A 21,227-nucleotide genomic window follows, 5' to 3' on the forward strand; every position below is an offset into this window, starting at 1 on the left:
GCTGCACGTCCTCGCGGTGGATACGAATCGAGCCGCCGCCGAGCTCGGTACCATTGAGCACCAGATCATAGGCCCGCGATAGGCAGGCACCCGGATTGGACTCCAGGCTCTCGAGCTGGTCCTCCTTCGGCGCCGTGAACGGATGATGCAGCGCCATCCAGCGGCCGGTGTGCGGGTCCTTCTCGAACATCGGAAAGTCGACCACCCAGAGTGGCTGCCAATCGTCGCTGGCCAGCCCTCGGTCATGACCGAGCTTGACCCGCAGCGCGCCGAGCGCTTCGTTAACCACTGTCGTCTTGTCGGCACCAAAGAACACTAGATCGCCGTCTTCCGCACCGGTGCGCGCCATGATGCCGTCGACCGCGCTGTCCGGCAGGAACTTCAGGATCGGTGACTGCAGACCCTCGCGACCCTTGCCGGCCCAGTCGTTGACCTTGATATAGGCCAGCCCCTTGGCGCCGTAGATGCCGACGAACTTGGTGTAGTCGTCGATCTCCTTGCGGGTCAGCTCAGCGCCCTTGGGCAGACGCAAAGCTGCGACCCGGCCCTCAGGGTCGGCCGCCGGGCCGGCGAAGACCTTGAACTCGACTTCGCCCATCAGATCAGCGACGTCGACCAACTCCAGCGGCACGCGCAGATCGGGCCGGTCGGAGCCGTAGCGACGCATGGCCTCGGCATAGGTCATGCGCGGGAAGGGATCGGGCAGCTCGCACTCGAGCACGGTGCGGAACAGCTCGCGCACCATCTGCTCCATCAGGCCCGTAAGCTCGGTTTCATCCATGAACGACATCTCGATGTCGAGCTGGGTGAACTCGGGCTGGCGATCGGCGCGCAGATCCTCGTCACGGAAGCAGCGTGCAATCTGATAATAGCGGTCCATCCCAGACATCATCAGCAGCTGCTTGAACAGCTGCGGCGACTGCGGCAGGGCGTAGAACTCACCCGGATGCACCCGGCTGGGCACCAGATAGTCGCGCGCGCCTTCGGGGGTCGACTTGGTCAGGATCGGCGTCTCGATGTCGAGGAAGCCCTGGGCATCGAGGAAGTTGCGCAAGGTCTGAGTAATGCGGCTGCGCAGACGCAGCCGCTGCTGCATCTCCGGGCGGCGCAGATCGATATAGCGGTAGCGCAGCCGCACCTCCTCGGAGGCATCGGCGCCGTGCTCGTCGAGCTGGAACGGCGGCGTCTCTGCGGCGTTCAAGACCTGAAGTGACAGACCAAGCACCTCGACCTCGCCGGTGGCGAGCTCGGGATTCTCGGTGCCTTCGGGGCGGCGGCGCACGCGACCGGTGACGGCGAGCACGTATTCGCTGCGCACCTGCTCGGCAAGCGCGAAGATCTCAGCGCGGTCCGGATCGAAGACGACCTGGACTAAGCCGCTGCGATCACGCAGGTCGACAAAGATGACGCCGCCGTGATCGCGCCGGCGATGAACCCAACCGCAAAGACTGACCTCGCGGTCGATGAGCCCGCTGTCGAGCTCACCGCAATAATGACTGCGCATAGCGTCCGATCCCCGTTAACTGCCTGCTAACCGGTGGGCCCAGCCAGCGAAATGCGGCCGGCAATGGCCGCCCGACAAAACCGAACAAGATAACGGCCCCGGAACCACCACGCAAGAATCGGCGCAGGCTTGCAGGGGGCGATTGCTCGAACGGACGTCGATACTCGCGACTCCACCCCGCTGTGCCAGGGCGCCAGCGACGGGTTCGCCACCGCCTGTTGCGCGGCTGCTAAGAGCCAGCCGCAGCCGCCTTCGGCTTCGGCGCCTCCTTTGCGGCAGGTTTGGCCGCCGGCGTATCAGACTTGGGCTTGGTATCGGCCGCTGGCTTGTCCTTCGCCTTCTCGTCTGTGGACTTGTCCTTGGCCGGTTCGCCCTCCTGATGCAGATTCTTGCGCTTGTCCTTGTCCTTCTTGAAGTCGGTCTCGTACCAGCCGCTGCCCTTGAGTCGGAAGGCAGCAGCGGTCAGCTGTTTGGTCAGCGCCGAGGCACCACAGGCCGGACAGTCGGTCAACGGCGGATCACTGATCTTCTGCAGTGCATCCAACTCGTGGCCACATTCCCCGCAGCGATACGCATAGATAGGCATGGTCTCACTCACCAAGCAATGATTGGATAACCGCGCGAGTATGGGGTTTTGACGGCGGTTTTCAAAGCGGCGTGCTCATGTATTGCTCGCAGCGGCGTCGAGCACGGCGCGCAAGTGCCGAAACAGCCGCCGCGGCGCCTCGGGACGCCCCCGCTCGGTATCGCGCTGAGCCGCACGCACCAGACTACGCAGCTGTTGGCGGTCGATCTCGGGATAGGCGCCGATCAGCTCGCCAAGGGCCTCGTCGCCTTCCTCGATCAGGCGCTCGCGCCACCGCTCGACCTGGTGCTGGCGCGCGCTCGCGGCACGTGCCTGCGCCTCGCGCTGGGCCAGCAGTGCCTGCAGCGGCTCGGTGTTCTCGCGTGCCAAGCAGTTGGCGATGCGCTTGTAATGGCGGCGCAATGCGCGCTGATCCTTGATCCGCGCGGTCTCATCGATCGCGACCCAGGTCGCCTCGCTGAGCGACAGCCCCTCGAGCTGTTGACGCGGCAGTGTTAGCAGCTGCTCAGCAAGGCTCTGCAAGGCCAGGTGCTCACGCTTGATCTGGCTTCGACTGGGTCTGGATTCATCCGCAGCCTGCTCGAGGTCGTCGGTTGCGGGACTCATTGGACGAGGATTCATCGATTCATAGGACTCCAATCGATCATTGACCCGGCGTTTGCTCGAGCTGCTCAAGGAGATCGACGACAGCCGCACGGGCAGTCCGAAAGTCGAGTCGACGCACGGCCTGCAACAGCGCCTCGAGTGCCTTGCGCAGCAGCGGATCAGCGACACGCTGAGCCAGCGTCTCGACCTCCAGTCGGGCCCGGAGATTATGCGCCGCCAAGAGCGCATCGACGCGCGCTAGCTCGACTCCAAGGTTGACCTCAGTCAGCGGCTCTAAGTTGCCATCCGTCGTCACCGCCGCGCTCGAGGTCGACTCCGGGTTGCTGACCAGGCGTTGGATCGAGTCCAACGCCTCGGCTAAGGCCGCATCGAGCGCGCCGACCTGGGCTCCCAAGGTCGCTGCAAGCGACGGCTCGACCCGAGCGTTTCCTGCGGATGCTGGGTCTCGGATCTGCGCCTCCAGATCGCTGTTGGCGATAACATGTTCGATCGCCTTTGCTGTTGCGCCAACCCGTGGCATACCGAGCGACAAGGCAACACCGCTCAAGGCGTGTGCAGCAACCTTTGCCCGCTCCCAGTCGCCCGCATCAACGAGTGCGCGTATCTCCGCCGCATGGCCCGCGAAACGCTCCGCGAAACGGCGCAGGCGGCCGCAGTGGTCAGGCATCTCTTCATCAACCGGCTCCAGTCCGGGTCCAAGCTCAGTCATCGACGTCAGAGCGGGTTGGCTCGCGCCCTGATCGCTCATTGCGTACTGGCTCATTCCGGGCTGGCTCAGTCCGGGCTGGCTCATGCGCTGCTGCTTGCTCAGCTGTCGCTTGCCGGGCTGGTTGAGCGCGAATGAGCGCACCTCGGCCAAGTTGTCGTCCGAGAGCTCAGCCTTTGGCGATCGCTCAACGGCCTGAGCGCGCGGCACTGAGCGCAGGGTCTCGATAAGGCGAGCACGCTCGATCGGCTTGCTCAGATGCCCATCCAAGCCAGCCTTGCGGCAGCGCTCGCGCTCGGCATCGGTCGCGTGGGCGGTCATCGCAATAATCGGTAGCTCGGCGCAGCCAGGCAGCGCGCGGACCGCTTGCGCAGTCTCATAGCCATCCATCCCTGGCATCTGTAGGTCCATCAAGATGAGGTCGACGGCATCACCGCCGCGCTCACCCAGCAGCGCGAGCGCGGCGGTGCCCGACTCGACGACCAGGACCTCTGCGCCAGCGCGGCGGAGGATGGCCTCAGCAACCTCCTGGTTGAGTGGCTGATCCTCCACCAGCAGCACGCGCAATCCGGTCACTGCCTCATCAGGGGTCACCTCAGTCGCAGCCTGGCGTGGACACTCAGCGGGCGATGCCGCCTGTAAGACCAGGTCAAAGGAAAAGCGGCTACCATCGCCCAAGCGGCTGCTCAGCCTGACCTCTCCGCCCATCTGATCGACCAAGCGGCGGCAGATGGCAAGACCTAGTCCAGTGCCACCAAAGCGCCGAGTGATAGAGGCGTCGGCTTGGGTAAAGGGTCGAAACAGGCGCTCGCGTTGATCCTCTCGAATACCGATACCGGTATCAGAAACAGCGACGCCGAGCTGAACTGAGCCATCCACCCTGGGCTCACAGTGGACCTCGAGCTTGACCTCACCCGACTCGGTAAACTTGATGGCATTGTTGAGCAGGTTCACCAGCACTTGGCGCAGCCGCGCCTCATCGCCGATCACCCAACACTCGTCGCTGCCGGCTTGCTCGATCTTGAACGCCAAGCCCTTGTTGATCGCACTCAACTCGACCAGGTCGCGCGCTTGGTCGACCAAGGCGCTGACGCTGAAGGCCACCTGCTCCAGCTCGAGCCGGCCGGCTTCGATCTTGGAGAAATCGAGCAGATCCCGAATCAGATGCGTCAGCACCCGCGCCGCTCGCTCGGCCTTGGCAATATAATCGCGCTGGGTCGAGTTCAAAGAACTGCTCTCAAGCAGATGGATGAAGCCCACGACGGCGTTCATCGGCGTTCGGATCTCATGGCTCATATTGGCCAGGAATTCGGATTTAGCACGGTTCGCAGCCTCTGCCTTCTCCTCTGCCTGACGCCGTACCTCAGCCTCGGCACGCAGCTGCGCGTTGGTTTCGCGCAGGTCATGAAGGCCTTCCTCGACCCGGGACTCGAGCTCATCATTGAGTTCGTTTAGCTTGTTGTTCGCTTGCTGCAGTGCATACGCGGAGGAGGCCTGCATCTCACGATGCTGCTCCTCGAGCAGATAGAACCGATCGGTGACTGCAAAGGCGAGGATCACCGCATCCAAGGCCGAACCGATCTGGGTAGCCCAGGTGGTGACAAAGTTCGTCTGCAATAGGCCAAAGGCGTTGAGCCCGTAGATCACCATGAAGCCCAACAACACTCCCCACCCCAAGGAGTAGTAGCGCGCTGGACGAAACCCTTGCAGGGCGACCTTGAGACCGACAATGACGAAAAAGAACACGGTGAAGACGAGTGTCACCGAGAAACGAACCGCAAGGTCGTAAGGCGCAATCAGGGCGAGCAGCATGCCGATCCCGGCAAGCCGACTAAGGCCGCGAAGGATGCGATCGAAGCCCGGGGCATTGGTCGCCGTGTCGAGGATCGAACGGGTGAACAACACGCCGGCCCAGTAGGCCGCTGACATGAAGAAGGGTAGGCTCACATTGGCCCACCAAGCATGGTTGGGCCAGAAGAACTGGAATGAGATCCCGTTCAGGGCGAGCTGAAAGGCGACGTAGAGACTAATAAATAAAGCAAAATAGAGCGCATTGACATCACCGAGACGCCAATAATGGTAGATGTTATAGACCACCAGCATCAACAGCGCCCCATAATAGAGCGCGAGCACGCTGTATTCGGTCGCCATGAGCTCGAATGCGCCGTTGCGCGAGAGCAGCTCGAGCGGCAGATTCAGTGAGCCAGCGGTCTCGATCCGCAGATAGACAGTGACCGGCTGACCGGGCCGAAGGCTCACGGGAAAGAGAAAGCTTCGTGCAATCACCGGTCGCGAGCCGAACGGCTCGCGATCACCAGTCTGGTAGCGCCTTAGACCATCCGGACCATCGATGTAAGCAATGACTGAATCCAATAGCGGATAGGCCAGCGCAAGGTAATAGGTTTGGGGACGCTCCAGCCGATTGTCGATCTGTAGTCGGGCCCAATGCACGCGCCGGTCAAAACCCAGATTGTCGATCTCTGTGCGGACGGGTGCGAAGGTGGAGGCCCCACTCAAAGAGCGAACATCCGCGATCCCGAGCTCCCCGCCAGGGTCGGTCAACAATTGCAGATGGCCGACAGTGCTGTAGCGGTCCTGATCACCCGAGACAACCAATGGAGAGGCGCTAGGTGCTCCCACGGCTGCCTCATCAGCCAGCGGGGCAGCGGCCTTGGTGGCCGAGACATACACTAGGACAATGCACAGCAGAATAAGCTGGAGACGAATCATGCTGAAGTCCCTCTCTGTGGTCCGATCATGGCCTCTAGACGGCGGGCTCCCAACATTGGAGCCAGAGTTGACCCCGGCCACTGCTCGCAGCTCGCTTCAATGCCTCTGATGCCGCAAACGCGAGATCTTGGGAGCGCAGACGCTTGGTTGGCTCGAGCCGCGCGAAATCGACCGTCATCCCACCGACACTCGCGGTCACCGGATACCTGGGATCAATACCCCTGAGCCCGAGCCGCGACACCGCATCGATCACGGCAGTCGCCCGATCACGCGCGGTCTCGACGCCTTGCTGCGGCAGGATCATCGCAAACTGGGGACCGCCGAAGTGAGCACAGAAGTCGAGCGGCCCCCGGGGCTGGTGAGCCAATCCTTCGGCAACGCGCTCGAGCAGGGTTTGGCTCGCGAGATGACCCTTGGTATCCACGAGGGCACTGAAGTCGTCGACGCCAATCAGCAGCAGCGACAATGGCCCCTGCTCGAGCTCGGCACGTCGGGTCTCGCGCTCTAGCAGACTGTCGAAGGTCGCGCGGTTTGGCATCCCGCCAATGCCATCAACATTGGCAAGCGAGCGCACTCGGTCTCGACTCGCCTTCAATTGCAGATGGGTGTTGACCCGGGCTCGCACCCTGAGCCGCTTGATTGGCTTGGTAATATAGTCAACACCACCGACCTCGAAGCCCTTCGCTTCATCTTCGAGATCCGTCTTCGCAGTGACGAAGATCACCGGGATCTCGGCGAGCCGTGGATCGAGCTTCAGCAGACGGCAGACCTCATAGCCGTCGACATCCGGCATCATGATGTCGAGCAGAATCAGGTCGATCGGTACGTTCGAGGCAATCTCGATGGCCTCATCACCAGACATGGCGAAGAAGACCTCGCAATCGGCCTCCAGGGCCGCAGCGAGCACCGCAATATTTTCGGGAACATCGTCGACGATCAGCACCTGCGGCCGCTCTTTCGAGCCAGAGTCATTCGTCGCCATCTCGACCGCCCCCATCCCACCGAGGCTTCGATATCCCCCGTGCGCAGATGCCGCGCTAGGGAAACGCCTCAAGCTCATGAATTGCTCGATCATAGCGCTCTCGCAACGCATCACGCAGCTTTGCCTCTTTAGCGCCTGAGCAGCCGCCCATCTCACGCAGGCGCCGGAGGAAATCCTCGGTCATGCGCGCTTGAGCATCGCGATAATAGCCTTCTGGAAAGAGATCATCCTGCGCATCGAGCACCGTCATGCGAAAGCCGCTTGCCAGGATCTTGTTCAGGTTTTCGGTGCGGCGTCCGGAGCGATCCTGCCGGCACCGGTTATTGTAGAGGTCAAGCTCGAAGGCGGCTTCGACGGCGTCGACGATCAGTGCTTGCGTCTGCTCATCGAGGGAGGCCTCAGCTTGCGCCTGCACCGGGGCGAGGAGCGCCCAGACCAAGGCCCCGAGCCAGCCTATCAACAGCAACAGCCTCCAGGACGCAAGTACAGTCACAATAGGCGGGCGCGCGGCAGATAGCAGAGACATCAGTCGTTAGCTCCGGCCATAGACCGGCACCGCGGCTCCAGTAACACAGCTTGCTGCATCGGAGGCAAGAAAGACCATGACATCAGCCAGTGCGGCTGGTGGCACCCACCGTGAATGATCTTGGTCGGGCATCGCCGCTCGGTTCTCCGGCGTGTCGACCGTGCCGGGCAGGATCGCATTGACCCGAATCCCAGCCTGCTTATGCTCTTGAGCCAGCGACTCGGTCAGCGCGACAACGCCCGCCTTGGACGCGCAGTAAGGTCCCATGTTGGCCTTAGGCATCAGCGCTGCTCGCGCCGACACATTGACGATGCTGCCCTGACCTTGCTCGAGCATGACGGGAACCACCGCGCGGCAGCAGTAAAAGACACTCCGCAGGTTGAGATCGAGCATGCGATCCCAGGTGGCATCGTCGGTCTCATGCAGCGGCGGCCCCATGGCAAAGCCACCGGCCACATTCGCCAGGATATCGATCCGACCGAAGCGTCCTTTGACCGCGGTCACGGTCCGCTCGATCTCGTCGCATACCAACAAGTCGGTCGGAAACAGCTCGATCTCGGCTGCATCCGGCAGCGTCGCCCTGGCTTTGACGAGCGCCTCTGAGCTGATATCGAGCATCGCTATCTTTGCGCCTTCTGCCACCAGCGCCGCGCATAGCGCTCCACCGAGGTTACCGGCCGCACCAGTCACCAGCGCAGTTCGATCGTTAAACTGTCCCATAAATGATGCACTCCGAAGACATTGACGGCTGGTCGATGACGGCCAGCAAGACTTGAATTGAGCAGGAACACTGGCTTGCGAACCGCCACCTTCTTCCAGGCTGGGTATAACCCTAAGGCTATCCAGCCCGGCTGTAAACGTCGCCAGTCCGGGCGACCACGCCCGTTTGGGCTCATCAGGACCTGCTAGCGTCTAGACCGGGCCGTTGCGAGTCGTCATGCGTCCCCACGAGGTTCTCTGTATCATTGGCTGCTGTTTTCATGTTCAAGTCGCCATAAAGAGGCCTGGCTTTGCCTAGAGTGCTGATAGCAGCTGGCATCTGATGCAATGGCTTTTCCTATTGTTACCGATCGCAGCCGCCTCCGGTTGGCTTGTCGCTAGGCGCACCGGCGCGCACCGGCGCGTCGAGAGTGACTGTGGTAGCACAGGTCCGGTCTTGTGTCGCGGCCTCAACTATCTGCTCAACGAGCAGCCGGATAAGGCGATCGATGTCTTCTTGAAGCTCGCAGAGGTCGATGGTGAGACCGCCGAGACCCATCTCGCGCTCGGCGCCCTGTTTCAGCGCCGTGGCGAGGTCGACCGCGCCATCCGCATTCACCAGAACCTGGTCGCCCGCGAGAGCCTGAGCAGCGCGCAGCGCGGCTACGCCCTCTATGAGCTCGGGCGAGATTACATGCTTGCCGGCCTGTTCGACCGAGCCGAGAATCTATTCCAGGAGCTGGTCGAGCAAGGTCTGCAAGATCGGCGCGCGTTACGCAGCCTGATCGAGATCTATCAGGCAGAAAAGGACTGGCGTCGCTGCCTGGAAACGGCAGATCAATTGCGACGGCGCTCCGATCGACCGATGCAGACCGAGATCGCGCACTATCATTGTGAGCTAGCCGATGAATGCCTCCGCCATGGCCGCCGCGACGAGGCGCGCGCTCACCTACTCGACGCACAGGCGGTTGACCCGAATTGCATCCGCGCCACGATGATCCAGGCGCAGATGGAGATGGATGGTGGCGACCCGGCGTCAGCGTTGATGCTCTATCGACATCTGGCCCGGCGCGGCCCCGATTACTTGCCTGCAATGCTACCTGAGCTCTTGCGCTGCTGCGAGCGGCTGGGCCGCAAAGGCGTTGCGAAAGAGCTGAGCGATCTGTTCACCTCGCACCCCTCACCACCGTTGATGCTCGAGCTCTCACGGGCGATCGAGCGTGAATATGGCGCGCCAGCAGCGCTGCGCTTCCTGACCGAATACCTCGGCGGTCACGCGGACCTCATCGGCGCCGAGCGCCTGCTCGAGCTGCGCCTGTCGCGGTTTGCGGAGCAGGCGGCCGAGGGCGATACAGAGCTGCTCGAGGTGATCAGGCATCTGGTCGCCGCACAGCCAAGCTATCGGTGCGACCAATGCGGCTTCGAGGCCCGCGCCCTGCATTGGCAATGCCCCAGCTGTAAGCATTGGGGCAGTATTAAGGCGGTTGCACCTCAACCACTGGCGCCGCTCGGCGGCCTAACCGCGAGCCCCTCGGCCAGCGTCGCTGGCTAGCCCGGTCAGTCAGCCGATCAACAACCAACCGGTCAGCGAGTAGCCAATCCACCCCTGCCAACTGCTCGCCACTGCGCGACTCAACGGATTATCGATGCCAGCCCTGCCAAACACCCGCATCATCGTTGCACTCGACTACGCGTCCGCCGATGCAGCGATCGCGCTCGCAGATCAGCTTGACCCGCAGCAATGCCGAGTCAAGGTCGGAAAAGAGCTGTTCACCAGTGCCGGCCCGACCGTGGTGCAGCAACTCACCCGTCGTGGCTTCGATGTGTTTCTTGACCTCAAGTATCACGACATACCGAACACCGTCGCCGCGGCCTGTGCCGCCGCCGCCGAGCTTGGGGTCTGGATGCTGAATGTGCATGCCTCTGGCGGCATGGCGATGATGCAAGCTGCGCGCGAGCGCCTTGCGCAAGCTCAAGATCGCCCCTTACTGATCGCCGTGACCCTACTGACCAGCCTTGATGACAATGACCTCCGAGCCATCGGCTGCCCGGGCACAGCGCTTGCCCGCGTTGAGCAACTTGCGGAGCTCACTGCCAAGGCGGGTCTCGATGGCGTCGTCTGCTCGCCGCGCGAAGCCGCTGCTCTGCGGCAACGGCTTGGTCGGCAGTTCTTGCTGGTGACACCCGGTGTGCGCCCGACACCGGGTGCGAGCGGTGACCAAAAGCGGGTCATGACCCCGAGCCAGGCGATCAACGCTGGTGCCGATCATCTGGTCATCGGTCGCCCCATCACCGCTGCAGCTGACCCGCAGGCTGCACTTGCTGCGATTCAAGCCGAGCTTCGCGCTGCGAGCGCCGATCCGTACTAACCTCGACACCCACCCCCATCGCTATTCAACCAACAACATGACAGGAGCCATCATGGCAAAGATCAATAAGGCCGTCTTTCCCGTTGCCGGTCTCGGCACCCGTTTCCTCCCCGTCACCAAGGCAAGCCCGAAAGAGATGCTGCCCGTGGTCGACAAACCGCTGATCCAGTACGCCGCCGAAGAGGCCGAGCAAGCGGGTGCGACCCAGCTGGTGTTCATCACCGGCCGTCACAAACGCTCCATCGAAGACCATTTCGATAAGGCCCCTGAGCTCGAGTCCGAGCTGGAGGCCGCTGGCAAGGACAAGCTACTGAACATCGTGCGCACGATCCTGCCGGAGCACGTCAACTGCATCTATGTGCGCCAGCCCGAGGCGCTCGGACTTGGACACGCGGTGCTCTGCGCAAAGCCGGTCGTTGGCCAGGAGCCCTTTGCGATCCTCCTCGCCGATGATCTCATCGCCAACGATGGCAAGGGCGTCTGCGAGCAAATGGCCGAGCTGCACGAACGCACCGGCGCCAGCATCCTCAGCGTCGAAGAGGTGCCGCCGAACGAGACCCACAAGTACGGAATTGTCGAGACTGAGGAGCAGCCCGATGGCACGCTACGCGTGACCTCGATCGTCGAGAAGCCCAGGCCCGAAGACGCACCGTCGAACCTCGCCGTGGTTGGGCGCTACCTGCTCACCCCAAGTATCTTTGACAAGCTCCAACAGACCCAGGCCGGCGCCGGCGGCGAGATCCAGCTCACTGATGCGATCGCCGCATTGCTCAAAGAAGAGACGGTGATCGCCCATCCGTTCGAGGGCAAGCGCTACGACTGTGGCAGCAAGGAGGGCTATCTGGAGGCGACTGTCGAGCTGGCGTTGCAGCATCCAGAGCTTGGCGAGACGTTCCGGGAGTACCTCAGATCACTCGCTTCGTAACGGGGTTGATGCCTGACGAGGCCCGGGCAGGCGCCATTGGTCACGAACCTGAGCGCCTTCCCTGCCGAGCCCGGCCTAACCTGACCTAACCTGAAGCGGCAGCTGATCGATGGAAATAACGCCAAAATCGATGCGGTATAGAATTTTATTGATTGCTGAAACCGACGTATTTAGTAGGATACCGCCCTAGATCAAGACCACCCACAACAAGCTCGGTATTGGGCTGCATTGACAACGAGGAGAGGCACTGTGAAGAACTGCAAACTCTGTCGATTAAGCCGCGACTGCAACGACCTTCCTGGCATCTGCATCCTGATTCCGTACCTCACGGTCGTTGTGCTGACGATCTCGATCGGTTATCTGTTCGTGACCCAAGAGGTGCTCGCCTAAGTCGATAACGCCAGTTGAGATCTGGCTGAGGTCTAACTGGAACCCAACTGAATCCCAGCTGGGGCCCAGTAGAGACGGAGCTCAGCCTCAGCCGTAGCCGTGATCGAGCCGATACATGAGCACGGTCACGACAAGGGCGCCGGCCAGGAGCCAAATGGGTCCAAGCAGCCACAGCGCGACCGGGATGGCGACGTAGTAGCACCGCATCCCAAGGTTGTAGGCGCTGGCGCCGCGACTCAGTGCACGTATTGCAGCCTCTGAGTCGAGCAGTGCCTCTTGCTCATCTCGCGGTAGATTGAGCAAGAAAGCGGCGTGGTTATAGAAGCGCACGCAAAGGGAGAAGCTGACGAAGGCAACCAGGAACACGAAGGCCACCAGCAACGCCTTGACCACCGCCAGTTTATGGCTGCGAATCCCAGCAAAGTGGAAGATGTTGTTGAGCTGATCCAACCCCTCGTAGGTGAGCGCAACACTCAGGACGCCAAGCGCGATCACTATCGCGGTCGAGGCCAAGAAGGTCGCTGCCATGGTCCAATTGCGAAGCGTCTGCACCGCCAGGATATCAGCGCCCCGCGCCATCACATTCGAGGCCCAGCGCGCCCTCGCGCGATTATTCCGCCCCAGCGATGTCCGCGTCGGCCAATAGCGGACCTCGAGCAGATGAAGCAGGTGATAACCAATCAATAGGCCGGCCGCTGAGCCGGACAAGGCCAGCTCGAGGGTCCAGTCCGAGTACGCAATCATCGTTAGGCACCAAAAACGCAATCAAGGTGCAGCTCACAACTCGCAAGCCGGGGCCATGTCATCGCAGGCTTCGTTGTCGCGCTCGCAGAAGTCGAAACAGGTGATCAACCGCCCTTCGAAGGTGGCATCGACTGTCAGACCCTCGGTGGTTTGATCGACGTTGAAGCCTTCTTGGCTGGCAGGGGTCTGTCCGACGAGACGCAGCCGCTCGCTAGGATAGTCGATATTGAGCGCGACACGCATCGGATAATAGCCGTCCAAGAAGCGCCGCATGTAGGGGCCATTACGGAGCCGAAAGAGGCCATCCCCAAGCGACTGCAGGGCGCGACTCTGGGCACGGATGCAAAGCTCCGCGTCAACACCGACGTCTTCGAGCTGCACACTGTGACCCTCAACCCAGGCGCGACCGATGTTCTCGCTACGCGCGATCGTCAGGTTGCGGATACCGTCGGCGCGGAACAGGATCTGTGCGGCGGGCACCGGATCGATGTTCTCGTGGCACTGACTCAGCTCGACCCAACCAAGATCGAGGCTCGTCTCGGTGATCGCGATCCGATTGCGGTGATAATGGGCACCATCTGCAGCCATCTTAGGAAGGAACTCAAGCTCCCCCTCATTGACCGAGGCGATCTGCGAGACAACATCGAACTCTTCGGGCCAGTCGTCGGTCCAGGAGTCCGCGTGATCGCTCGACTGTTCGGCGGACGCACCCTCGCTGGCCGTCACCATCGGCGCAGTCAGGACGCCAATGATCAAGACCAACGCCGGCTGTTGCCGCGACCAAGATGGTGACCAAGGTCGGATCGCTCCACACCGAGCAGCGATGCGAGAGCACGAACGAACCAGGCAACGCAGTGAGATCATGAGATCGCTCTCCAAGGTCGACTAGACTCAACTGGTCTCAAATGGGTGGTTGGTCGCTGACGCTGCCACGCTTGGGGCAGTTCTTGCAACGCTTGCCCTCTTTGTATTTTTTGCAGCATTTGTCCTTTTTCTTGGACATGGCCCATACCTGAAAGCCGCGTTAAGCCGCCGCCGTTGGTGCTGCTGCCGTGATCTTCTTTGCCGCGGCCGCTAGCTCGTTGTCGATCATCAGCAGACCCTGGCCCTGATCGCCAAAGAGCCGCAAACGCCCCAAGATGTCGTTGACGGTCGCCTCTTCTTCGATCTGCTCGGTCACAAACCATTGCAAGAAGATATGTGTCGCGTGGTCCTTCTCATGCGCGGCGTGATCAACCAGATCATTGATCGCGCTAGTCACGCTGCGCTCGTGGCTCAGCGTGCGCTCGAACATATCCATGATGCCGGCCGTCTTTGCCGGTGGCGCGGAGACCGCTTCCAGCTCCACGGTGGCGTCCTGATCTAGGAGATAGCGATACATCTTCAGCGCATGCGCCATTTCTTCGCCATGTTTGGCCAAGAACCAGGCCGCTGTCCCGGCCAGATTGCTGCTTTCTGCCTGCGCCGACAGGCCGAGGTAGAAGTAGGCAGAGAAGAGCTCTCTGTTGATCTGCGCATTGATGCGCGAGGCCATCTCGGTAGAAATCATCGACGGGTCTCCGTAAGGTGCGTCGTCGCCTGGACACAAAGACTACAGAGCATTCAGGTTGCGAGTCGAGCGCCGTTTTCAAGCTTGGCGCCGACCCTCGGCTTGCGCAACGGCCGCCCAACCGCCACCCAGCACCCGGCCGAGCTGCAGCGCATGGGGCCAGGTCTTCAAGCAGCGCGTGACTGGTCGTGACGGCGTCTGCTTGTGGGACCGACTCCGGCCTAGGTACAGTGAAGCTCCAGCCGACAAGACGTTCGCCTCGTCGAGACGCACAGCAGGCGTAGAGGCCAAGACCAGATCGCATGACCATCCAACCCCCTAGGCCCCGTGTCGCCATTGCCGGCGCGAGCGGCTTCATCGGCACTGCCCTCTGCCCCCTGCTCGCCGAGCGCTTCGAGGTCATCGCTCTCACGCGCTCGCCAGCGCGCGCACGCACACCTGACCCAACAGGACGCGTCAACTGGCGGCAATGCGACCTGTTCTGCTCGAGCGAGTTGATCGCCGGGCTCGCCGATATCGACTACGCCGTCTATCTCGTCCATTCGCTGGCACCCTCGTCACGACTGACCCAGGCAAGTCCGCGCGACATGGATCTGGTGCTCGCCGACAACTTCGCGGCTGCCGCCGCCATCAATGGCGTGAAGCAGATCGTCTTCGTCAGTGGCGTGATGCCGGAGAGCTTCCGTTTCTCGCCACTGCTATGGAGCCGACGCGAGGTCGAGATGGTCCTCGGCTCTAGAGGCACCCCAGTGACCGCGCTTCGCGCCAGCCTGGTAATGGGGCCAGGCGGCACCGGGCCGCGCCTCTTGCTCGACCTCGTCCGCCGCTTGCCGATCCTGCTGCTGCCACCAGCGGCTGCCTCCTCGACGAGGCCGATTGCACTCCCAGACCTGGTGCGGGCCATCCTGCACTGCCTCGGAAGACCCGAGCAGTTTCCTGGTGCCTTCGACATTGGCGGCGCTGAGTCGCTCAGCTATGAGGCGATGCTGCGCCAGACCGCAGAGACCTTGGGCCTTAGGCGGCGCTTCATCCGCGTCCCGGTCCTACCGGTCGGGCTCGCAGCCTTGACCGCCCGCGCCGTGAGTCGTGCACCAGCCGCCATGGTTGGCGCCATTGTTGAGAGCCTGCCGCAGGATACGCGGATGCGCGACAACCCAATACAGCAGGCCATCGAGCCGCAAGCCCTCGGCTTTCGTGCCGCGCTGCAAGCCAGTATCGATCCGATCAGCGGGCGCCTATTGCCAAGTCCGCGCCAGCGTCTCAAAGAGCAGGATCGGGAGATCATGCGCGAGCAATCACTTGTGCGCTCAATCCAGCGCGCCATCCTGCCACCCGGGCAGGATGCGGCCTGGCTGGCCGGCAACTATTTCCGCTGGCTTGGTGAATGCTGCTGGCCGCTGGTGCGCAGCTGCGTCGCAGACAACGGAGATGTCGAGGTCTGGTCAAGGCTGCCGCGGCTGAAGCTGCTGAGATTACAGCTCATGGCCGAGGTCAGCACCCCGGAGCGCCAGATCTACGAGATCGCCGGCGGCCTGCTCGCCCGCGAGGGCGACGGCCGTGCCCGGTTCGAGTTTCAGACGCTGCTGGGCGGGCGCTACACCATGACCGCCATCCATGATTACGCCCCAGCCCTGCCCTGGTATCTCTATCTCGTCACCCAGGCAACGGCTCACCTGCTGGTGATGCGTCGCTACCAGTCTCGCCTCGCACGTCTGGCCCGTTAGTAAGGCGACTCAGCAACGCCACTGAGCAACGAGGCTCACTCCATAGCTGCTAACGCAGGCTAGCCAGGGCGCAACGCTGGCCAGGCAGTCCGAAGCCAGAGCAAGCCGATGCCTGGCTGCGAAGAACACGGCATAATGTTGGCGGCTCCTGGCGCGAGCCATAGGAGCGGACATCGCGCGCCGAGCTGCCTCGCGGCTACTCGGCGAGATGCTGCGGCTCAGCGCAGTTCTCGTGCCTTAGACCAACAAGATCGCGCCAGTGTCAGAGCGCGACGCGTGCCGGAGGATGTCGACGTGCCCGATTCATCTCAATCGATCTGGAAGCCATTGTTTTGGCTCGTGCTTGCCACACTGATCGCAGTCTATTCGCTCTACAACTACCACAGTGACCAGCTGCAAGCGCAGATCGGCGATGGACATCAGACCTTGCGTTCTCTCAGCCACAACCTAGATGCCGTCAAGGACGAGCTGGCCAAGACAACCCAGGCGTTGGAAGACGCCGAGACCGAGATCAGCGCACTCCAGAGCCGTCACACCGAGCAGCTAGACCGCCTCAAGGCCGAGCATCAAGGCGCAGCCAGTGCCATGCAGCAAGCCCACGAGCAACGCCTCGCAGAGCTAAGCGAGCGGCTCGATGAGTTCAGCTCCGAGAAGACCTTGCTGACAGCCGAGACCGAGGCTTGGAAGCGCGCCAAGGACAAGCTCGAGCAAGACCTCCGGAGCGCGATCGAGGCCAGCGCCGCATTGGAGGCGCGATTGGCCGATACCGACGAAGCCGGTCCAAGCCCCGAAGCAGAGGCGCTGCAAGCACGCATCGAACAGCTGGAGGCCAGCCTTCAATCAATGACGGCCGAGCGCGATCAGCTTGCTACCGCGCACGCCGACGGCCAATCCGATCAAGATGTCGACGAAGCAGCGATGGCCGAGCTCAGCGCGCGTATAGAGGCCGAGCGAGCCGCCTTCGAGGAACAGCTGAGCGATGCCAATCAGCGGATTGCGGCGCTGCAGGCCGAGCTCAAGGCCGAACGTGAGGCCTTGGAGCAAGCCGTTGCCGACGCCAAGGCTCAGCATGAGGATCGGCGTGCGGCAGCCTTGGCCGAGGCCGAAGCGACCATGGAGACGCTGCAGCAACGACTTGTGCAAGACAAAGAGGCCGCGATTGCTCGCCTTGAGCAACGCCACAGCGAGGAGCTGTCACAGGCGCTGGCCGAGGCTGAAGCGCGCATCAGCGAGCTCAGCGAAGCACTCGAGGCAGAGCGGGAGGCCATGACCCAGCAGACAGCCGCGTATCAACAAGAGCAAACCGAACTCAGCGCCAAGCTCAACGAGGCGGAGACCTCGCTTGAGGAGCTGAAGCAGCGGCTCGCTGCACGCGAGGATGCGCATCAATCCAAGTCAGCCAATGACCAAGCCCGGATCAGCGAAGCCGAAGCCGCCCTCGACGCGATGCGTCGCGAGCTACAGCAGCAAGAGGATGCCCTGCAGAGCGCTCGCGAGCAGCGCACAAGGCTGCGCGAGAATGTCACCGAGCAGGTCTCAGAGCAGGTTCACGACTTCTATCAACGCTTCGCGCCACTCGAGGCGCAGCTAACCGATCGCGGCCTCCTGGTTAACCTCAGCGACGAGAACATTCGTTTTCCGAGCGGTAGCGCGGTGCTGCCGGAGGACGCCGCACCGACCCTGTCACAACTGGCCAAGATCCTCCTCGACCACCCGGGGCTCCGGGTTCAGATCGAAGGCCACACTGACAGCCCCGGCGGTGCCGCACTCAATCTTGAGCTTTCAGAGCAGCGGGCCGCTGCGGTCCGCGAGGCGCTCGTCGAGCGCGGGGTCCAGCCCGAGCGGCTGACGATTGAGGACCTGGGCTCGACACAGCCAATCGCCGACAATGCAACCGAGGCAGGGCGCCAGCGCAACCGCCGAGTCGCGCTCTACGTCATGCGCAAGGACGATAGCGAGTCGGCGCGCCAGTAGCCGCTCAATGGCCGCTCAATGGCGCCATAGCGACTCGTCGATCAGATCCTTGAGTCGCTGACGCGACACTGGATCGGCGGAGCTGAGCTCAAGGCTGGTGCGGAAATGCCCCGCCCAAGGGACTGTCTGCACGACTCGGGCGTAGAGATCGCCGACATCAGGTAGCCCCTGCTGAGGTGCGAGGGTGATCAACACGTCTGAGGCATCGGGCAACCCGAGGGGCAGCTCCGCTCGCAGCCCGAGATAACCGATGTCGTTGATCAGCCCGGGGATCGAGGCGGGACGAATACATTTGCCATCGATCTGGCGGAAGGTCGCCTCCAGGCGGACGCTGATGCGTGGTGCCCTGCGTACCTCGACAGGGGGTACGCTGTACTGCTGCGCGGCACGCACGGCACGCAGCTCGTAGAGCTGCACCGGATGGCTGATGCCCTTGAAGCGGACGACGTTGACGGCACCGACCTCAGCCCGATCATTTGCAGCAGCTCGGGTTGTCTCGCTGATCAGCACCTGACCGCGCAGCGCGAAGGACTCCATGCGCGAGGCGAGATTCACGACATCGCCAATCACCGTATACTCGCTGTGCGCCTCGGCACCGAAACTCCCGGCAACCAGACGGCCGGTATTGAGCGCGATGCCAGCGAAGATCTCGGGCAGACCCCGGGGCTTAATGCTGCTGATTGAGCGTTAGCATGGCCCGCTGCATCTCCGCAGCACAAGCCAGGGCGCGCACAGGATCATCGCCACGGGCCTCCGGAAGCCCAAACAGCGCCATCACCGCATCCCCAACGAACTTATCAACCACGCCACCGAATCGCTCGATGATCTGGGTCATAGAGGCGAACCAGTGATTGAGGACCTCAATCATGGTCGCCATCGGTAGCGACGACATCAGCTCGGTGAACCCGCGAATATCGGCAATCAAGACCGTCGCGTAGGCCTCGACCTGCGGCTGCGACTCGAGCAGAAATCGATCCAGCACCGGATCAAGATGTCGCTCGAGTGCTTGCCGCATCGCCTCTTGCGGCATCGCATGCTCGAGACGCAGCAGGCCTTCGGCCTCGAGATCACGCACGGCCTGCTCGATTCCGGCGAAGAGCTCGCTCCGATTACGATGCTGCATGGACCGGTGTTCTCAAGGGTAACATCCTCTAGCCTCAGCAGCCCTTATCGCCAGCGATGTGCGCAAGCACCGCTTCCACCTGCATCGGCGTATCGCTATTGAGGAAGACCGCATGTTGGTGCTCGATCTCGGTTAATGGCTCGCGATTAGCAAGCTGCAAGCTCAGCACATCGATGTCCGCATCCGAGGCATCCTCCCCGGCAACGCGACGCGCACTGATCCGCTCGCGCAACAGGTGCATCGGCGCTTGCATAACGAGGATGCGGGTCGAGCACTCGAGTGCGCGCGCGAGCGCCAGGAACAGAGCGCGTTGCTCGCGCTTGAGGAAGGTCGCATCGACGAGGACGCTAAAGCCTGCCTCGATCAGCTCGCGCGCTAGCGTCAGAAGGCGTTGGTAGGTCCGCTTAGTGGCCTCGGCAGAGTAAAGATCGGCCGGCGGTGGTCTCGCCGAATCGCGCTCCTCAAGGAGCCCAAACAATCGCTTACGCTCGATATCGGAGCGGACTTGAATGATCGGCATGTGCTCGCGCAGGAGGTTGCCGATCCAGGTCTTGCCGCTACCAGATAGACCGTGAGTGATGAACAGCTTCGCACGGTGCCGAGCGGTGCATTGTCGGGCGACGCCAAGATAGTGGTGGAGGGCGGCGCGTGCCTGATTCCTGTCATCGCTCATGGCATCAGATTGCCTGTACTGGATCGCGCACACCTTAGCGCGCACCAGCGCTCGGTAGACCTGGTATAAGGGCAGCAGACGCAGCCCGGAATAATCGCCGCAGACCTCGAGGTAGCGGTTGAGGAGGCGGCGGGCAAAGTTGTTGGCACCACTCTGCGCCAGATCCATGGTCAGGAAAGCGACCTCGCTCATGGTGTCAATCCAACGCAGGCTCGGATTGAACTCGATACAGTCAAAGATGACCGGCTGCCCATCGAGCACCACAATGTTACCCCGATGCATATCCCCGTGACATTCGCGGATGAAGCCCGCTCGGCGTCGCTCCTCGACCACCGGCCGCAGGTCATCAAAGCGTTTGCGCGTCCAGCGCTCAAGTCGCTGCAGCCGCAACCTGAGCTCGTCGCTCGATTCATCGTCGTGCGCGAGTGCGGTGCGAAGCGGCGGAAAGTTGTCGAGCATCGGCGCCAAGACGGCGCTCGGCTCGCCATAAGGGGTATCCGGCGCCGCCGGCGCTAAGCTTGAGTGGAAGCGAGCGACACGCTCAGCCAAGCGGTCGATCAGCTCGCCGTTGAGCGATTGCTCAGAGAGCAGCGACTGCTGCGGGAAGCGGCGCATACGCACGGCATAATCGACCACCTCGCCCTCGCCGCCGATGCTCACCTGGTCGCGCAGGCGCACGACTTTAGCCACGCCGAGATAGAGCTGCGGCGCCAAACGACGATTGAGCCGTAGCTCCTCCTCACAGTAGAAACGCCGTCGCCCGAGGGTTGAGAAGTCGACAAACCCGAGCGACACCGGGCGCTTGAGCTTGTACGCGAAGTCCCCGGCCAAGAACAGCTGCGAGATGTGCGTGGCTATAGCCTCGACTCGGTCAACCGGATGCGGATAGGCACCAGGCTCGAGCAGACCAGCAAGGGACGATAGCTCGTTGGCTAGCATCTAGAAAAGAGCGTCAGTGTCGCGCGAGCAGAGGCAGTGGCGCCGCAAGCGCCGCGATTAGCGCGTCTGCAGGCTTGCGAAAACGGACGCGGATTCAATAGACTAAAGGGCATTGCGTGATTCACGCTCTGTTTGAGGTTACATCGATGAGTATCGAACGCATTGTCTTCGCGGTCGCCGGCGCCTTTGTGCTGATCTCCGCCATCCTGGCCGCGACTGTCAGCCCACTCTGGCTCTGGTTTACCGGCTTCGTTGGACTTAATCTGCTCCAGTCGGCCTTCACCGGCTTCTGCCCGCTCGCAGTGATCCTGAAGAAGCTCGGCAAAGAGCCCGGCCCAGCATTCTAGTCCGGCCTTCTTGCCAAGCACTCTAGTTCAAACCTTCTGGCCCAGCATGCTATCTCAGCAACCTGGGCCATCATTCTAAGGCGATTGCCGGAAAAGCTCATACCGAATTGCGCAGGATTTTCGTTTGCCTT

The 21,227-nt window shown here is 62.2% G+C and carries 20 protein-coding genes; 7 read left to right on the forward strand and 13 right to left on the reverse strand.

What is annotated here, in order from left to right:
• From aspS to ACY693_RS02800, 7 genes are all read right to left on the reverse strand, one after another.
• Window positions 1–1,504: aspartate--tRNA ligase (aspS, locus tag ACY693_RS02770; protein ID WP_462320306.1), on the reverse strand; the 1,504-nt coding region annotated here is incomplete at its 3' end.
• A 229-nt stretch (window positions 1,505–1,733) separates the two neighbouring features.
• Window positions 1,734–2,090: an FmdB family zinc ribbon protein gene (locus ACY693_RS02775; RefSeq protein WP_462320307.1), complete on the reverse strand. Its 357-nt coding sequence runs from the start codon at window positions 2,088–2,090 to the stop codon at window positions 1,734–1,736.
• A gap of 75 nt (window positions 2,091–2,165) precedes the next feature.
• Complete coding sequence (yjgA, locus tag ACY693_RS02780) at window positions 2,166–2,711, reverse strand: ribosome biogenesis factor YjgA (RefSeq protein WP_462320308.1); 546 nt, start codon at window positions 2,709–2,711, stop codon at window positions 2,166–2,168.
• Between the two features lie 22 nt (window positions 2,712–2,733).
• Window positions 2,734–6,132: a hybrid sensor histidine kinase/response regulator gene (locus tag ACY693_RS02785; protein WP_462320309.1), complete on the reverse strand. Its 3,399-nt coding sequence runs from the start codon at window positions 6,130–6,132 to the stop codon at window positions 2,734–2,736.
• A gap of 34 nt (window positions 6,133–6,166) precedes the next feature.
• Window positions 6,167–7,114, reverse strand: coding sequence for a GGDEF domain-containing response regulator (locus tag ACY693_RS02790; protein ID WP_462320310.1), 948 nt, complete (start codon window positions 7,112–7,114; stop codon window positions 6,167–6,169).
• A gap of 55 nt (window positions 7,115–7,169) precedes the next feature.
• Window positions 7,170–7,574, reverse strand: coding sequence for a hypothetical protein (locus ACY693_RS02795; protein ID WP_462320311.1), 405 nt, complete (start codon window positions 7,572–7,574; stop codon window positions 7,170–7,172).
• 72 nt (window positions 7,575–7,646) lie between these two features.
• Window positions 7,647–8,360, reverse strand: a complete 714-nt coding sequence (locus ACY693_RS02800; RefSeq protein WP_462320312.1) for an SDR family NAD(P)-dependent oxidoreductase — start codon at window positions 8,358–8,360, stop codon at window positions 7,647–7,649.
• A 319-nt stretch (window positions 8,361–8,679) separates the two neighbouring features.
• Between ACY693_RS02800 and lapB the strand changes: the two genes are divergently transcribed.
• From lapB to ACY693_RS02820, 4 genes are all read left to right on the forward strand, one after another.
• Entirely contained in the window at window positions 8,680–9,891 is a 1,212-nt protein-coding gene (gene lapB, locus ACY693_RS02805; RefSeq protein ID WP_462320324.1) for a lipopolysaccharide assembly protein LapB, read from the forward strand.
• A gap of 94 nt (window positions 9,892–9,985) precedes the next feature.
• Window positions 9,986–10,708 (forward strand): orotidine-5'-phosphate decarboxylase, encoded by a 723-nt coding sequence (gene pyrF / locus ACY693_RS02810; protein WP_462320313.1) that lies wholly within the window; start codon window positions 9,986–9,988, stop codon window positions 10,706–10,708.
• A gap of 52 nt (window positions 10,709–10,760) precedes the next feature.
• Window positions 10,761–11,633 (forward strand): UTP--glucose-1-phosphate uridylyltransferase GalU, encoded by an 873-nt coding sequence (galU, locus tag ACY693_RS02815; protein ID WP_462320314.1) that lies wholly within the window; start codon window positions 10,761–10,763, stop codon window positions 11,631–11,633.
• A gap of 249 nt (window positions 11,634–11,882) precedes the next feature.
• Entirely contained in the window at window positions 11,883–12,023 is a 141-nt protein-coding gene (locus ACY693_RS02820) for a hypothetical protein (RefSeq protein WP_462320315.1), read from the forward strand.
• Between the two features lie 87 nt (window positions 12,024–12,110).
• Here the strand turns inward: ACY693_RS02820 and ACY693_RS02825 are convergent, their stop codons facing one another.
• The 3 genes from ACY693_RS02825 to ACY693_RS02835 form a co-directional block, all read right to left on the reverse strand.
• The gene (locus ACY693_RS02825; RefSeq protein WP_462320316.1) at window positions 12,111–12,767 is read right to left on the reverse strand and encodes a DUF599 domain-containing protein; all 657 of its coding nucleotides are present in this window, start codon (window positions 12,765–12,767) and stop codon (window positions 12,111–12,113) included.
• Between the two features lie 33 nt (window positions 12,768–12,800).
• A complete protein-coding gene (locus ACY693_RS02830; RefSeq protein ID WP_462320317.1) occupies window positions 12,801–13,529 on the reverse strand; it encodes an alpha/beta hydrolase in 729 nt (242 codons plus the stop codon).
• Window positions 13,530–13,791: 262 nt separating this feature from the next.
• Window positions 13,792–14,316 (reverse strand): ferritin, encoded by a 525-nt coding sequence (locus ACY693_RS02835; RefSeq protein WP_462320318.1) that lies wholly within the window; start codon window positions 14,314–14,316, stop codon window positions 13,792–13,794.
• Between the two features lie 302 nt (window positions 14,317–14,618).
• On the opposite strand from ACY693_RS02835, the gene ACY693_RS02840 reads away from it, so the two are divergent.
• A complete protein-coding gene (locus ACY693_RS02840) occupies window positions 14,619–16,040 on the forward strand; it encodes an NAD(P)H-binding protein (protein ID WP_462320319.1) in 1,422 nt (473 codons plus the stop codon).
• Between the two features lie 294 nt (window positions 16,041–16,334).
• Window positions 16,335–18,014: an OmpA family protein gene (locus tag ACY693_RS02845; protein WP_462320320.1), complete on the forward strand. Its 1,680-nt coding sequence runs from the start codon at window positions 16,335–16,337 to the stop codon at window positions 18,012–18,014.
• Window positions 18,015–18,029: 15 nt separating this feature from the next.
• Here ACY693_RS02845 and ACY693_RS02850 read toward each other — a convergent pair whose 3' ends face one another.
• Genes ACY693_RS02850 through ACY693_RS02860 form a run of 3 tightly spaced genes read right to left on the reverse strand, consistent with a single transcriptional unit; the run spans window position 18,030 to window position 20,749 of the window.
• Window positions 18,030–18,695 (reverse strand): adenylate/guanylate cyclase domain-containing protein, encoded by a 666-nt coding sequence (locus tag ACY693_RS02850; RefSeq protein WP_462320325.1) that lies wholly within the window; start codon window positions 18,693–18,695, stop codon window positions 18,030–18,032.
• Complete coding sequence (locus tag ACY693_RS02855) at window positions 18,682–19,137, reverse strand: adenylate/guanylate cyclase domain-containing protein (protein ID WP_462320321.1); 456 nt, start codon at window positions 19,135–19,137, stop codon at window positions 18,682–18,684. The genes ACY693_RS02850 and ACY693_RS02855 overlap by 14 nt, the downstream gene beginning before the upstream one ends.
• Before the next feature lie 34 nt (window positions 19,138–19,171).
• Window positions 19,172–20,749: a bifunctional aminoglycoside phosphotransferase/ATP-binding protein gene (locus tag ACY693_RS02860; protein ID WP_462320322.1), complete on the reverse strand. Its 1,578-nt coding sequence runs from the start codon at window positions 20,747–20,749 to the stop codon at window positions 19,172–19,174.
• Between the two features lie 146 nt (window positions 20,750–20,895).
• Here ACY693_RS02860 and ACY693_RS02865 point away from each other — a divergent pair, with 146 nt between their 5' ends.
• Window positions 20,896–21,096, forward strand: coding sequence for a YgaP family membrane protein (locus tag ACY693_RS02865; protein ID WP_462320323.1), 201 nt, complete (start codon window positions 20,896–20,898; stop codon window positions 21,094–21,096).
• The last annotated feature ends 131 nt before the right edge of the window (window positions 21,097–21,227 follow it).

The sequence above is a fragment of the Halochromatium sp. genome (assembly GCF_054919635.1).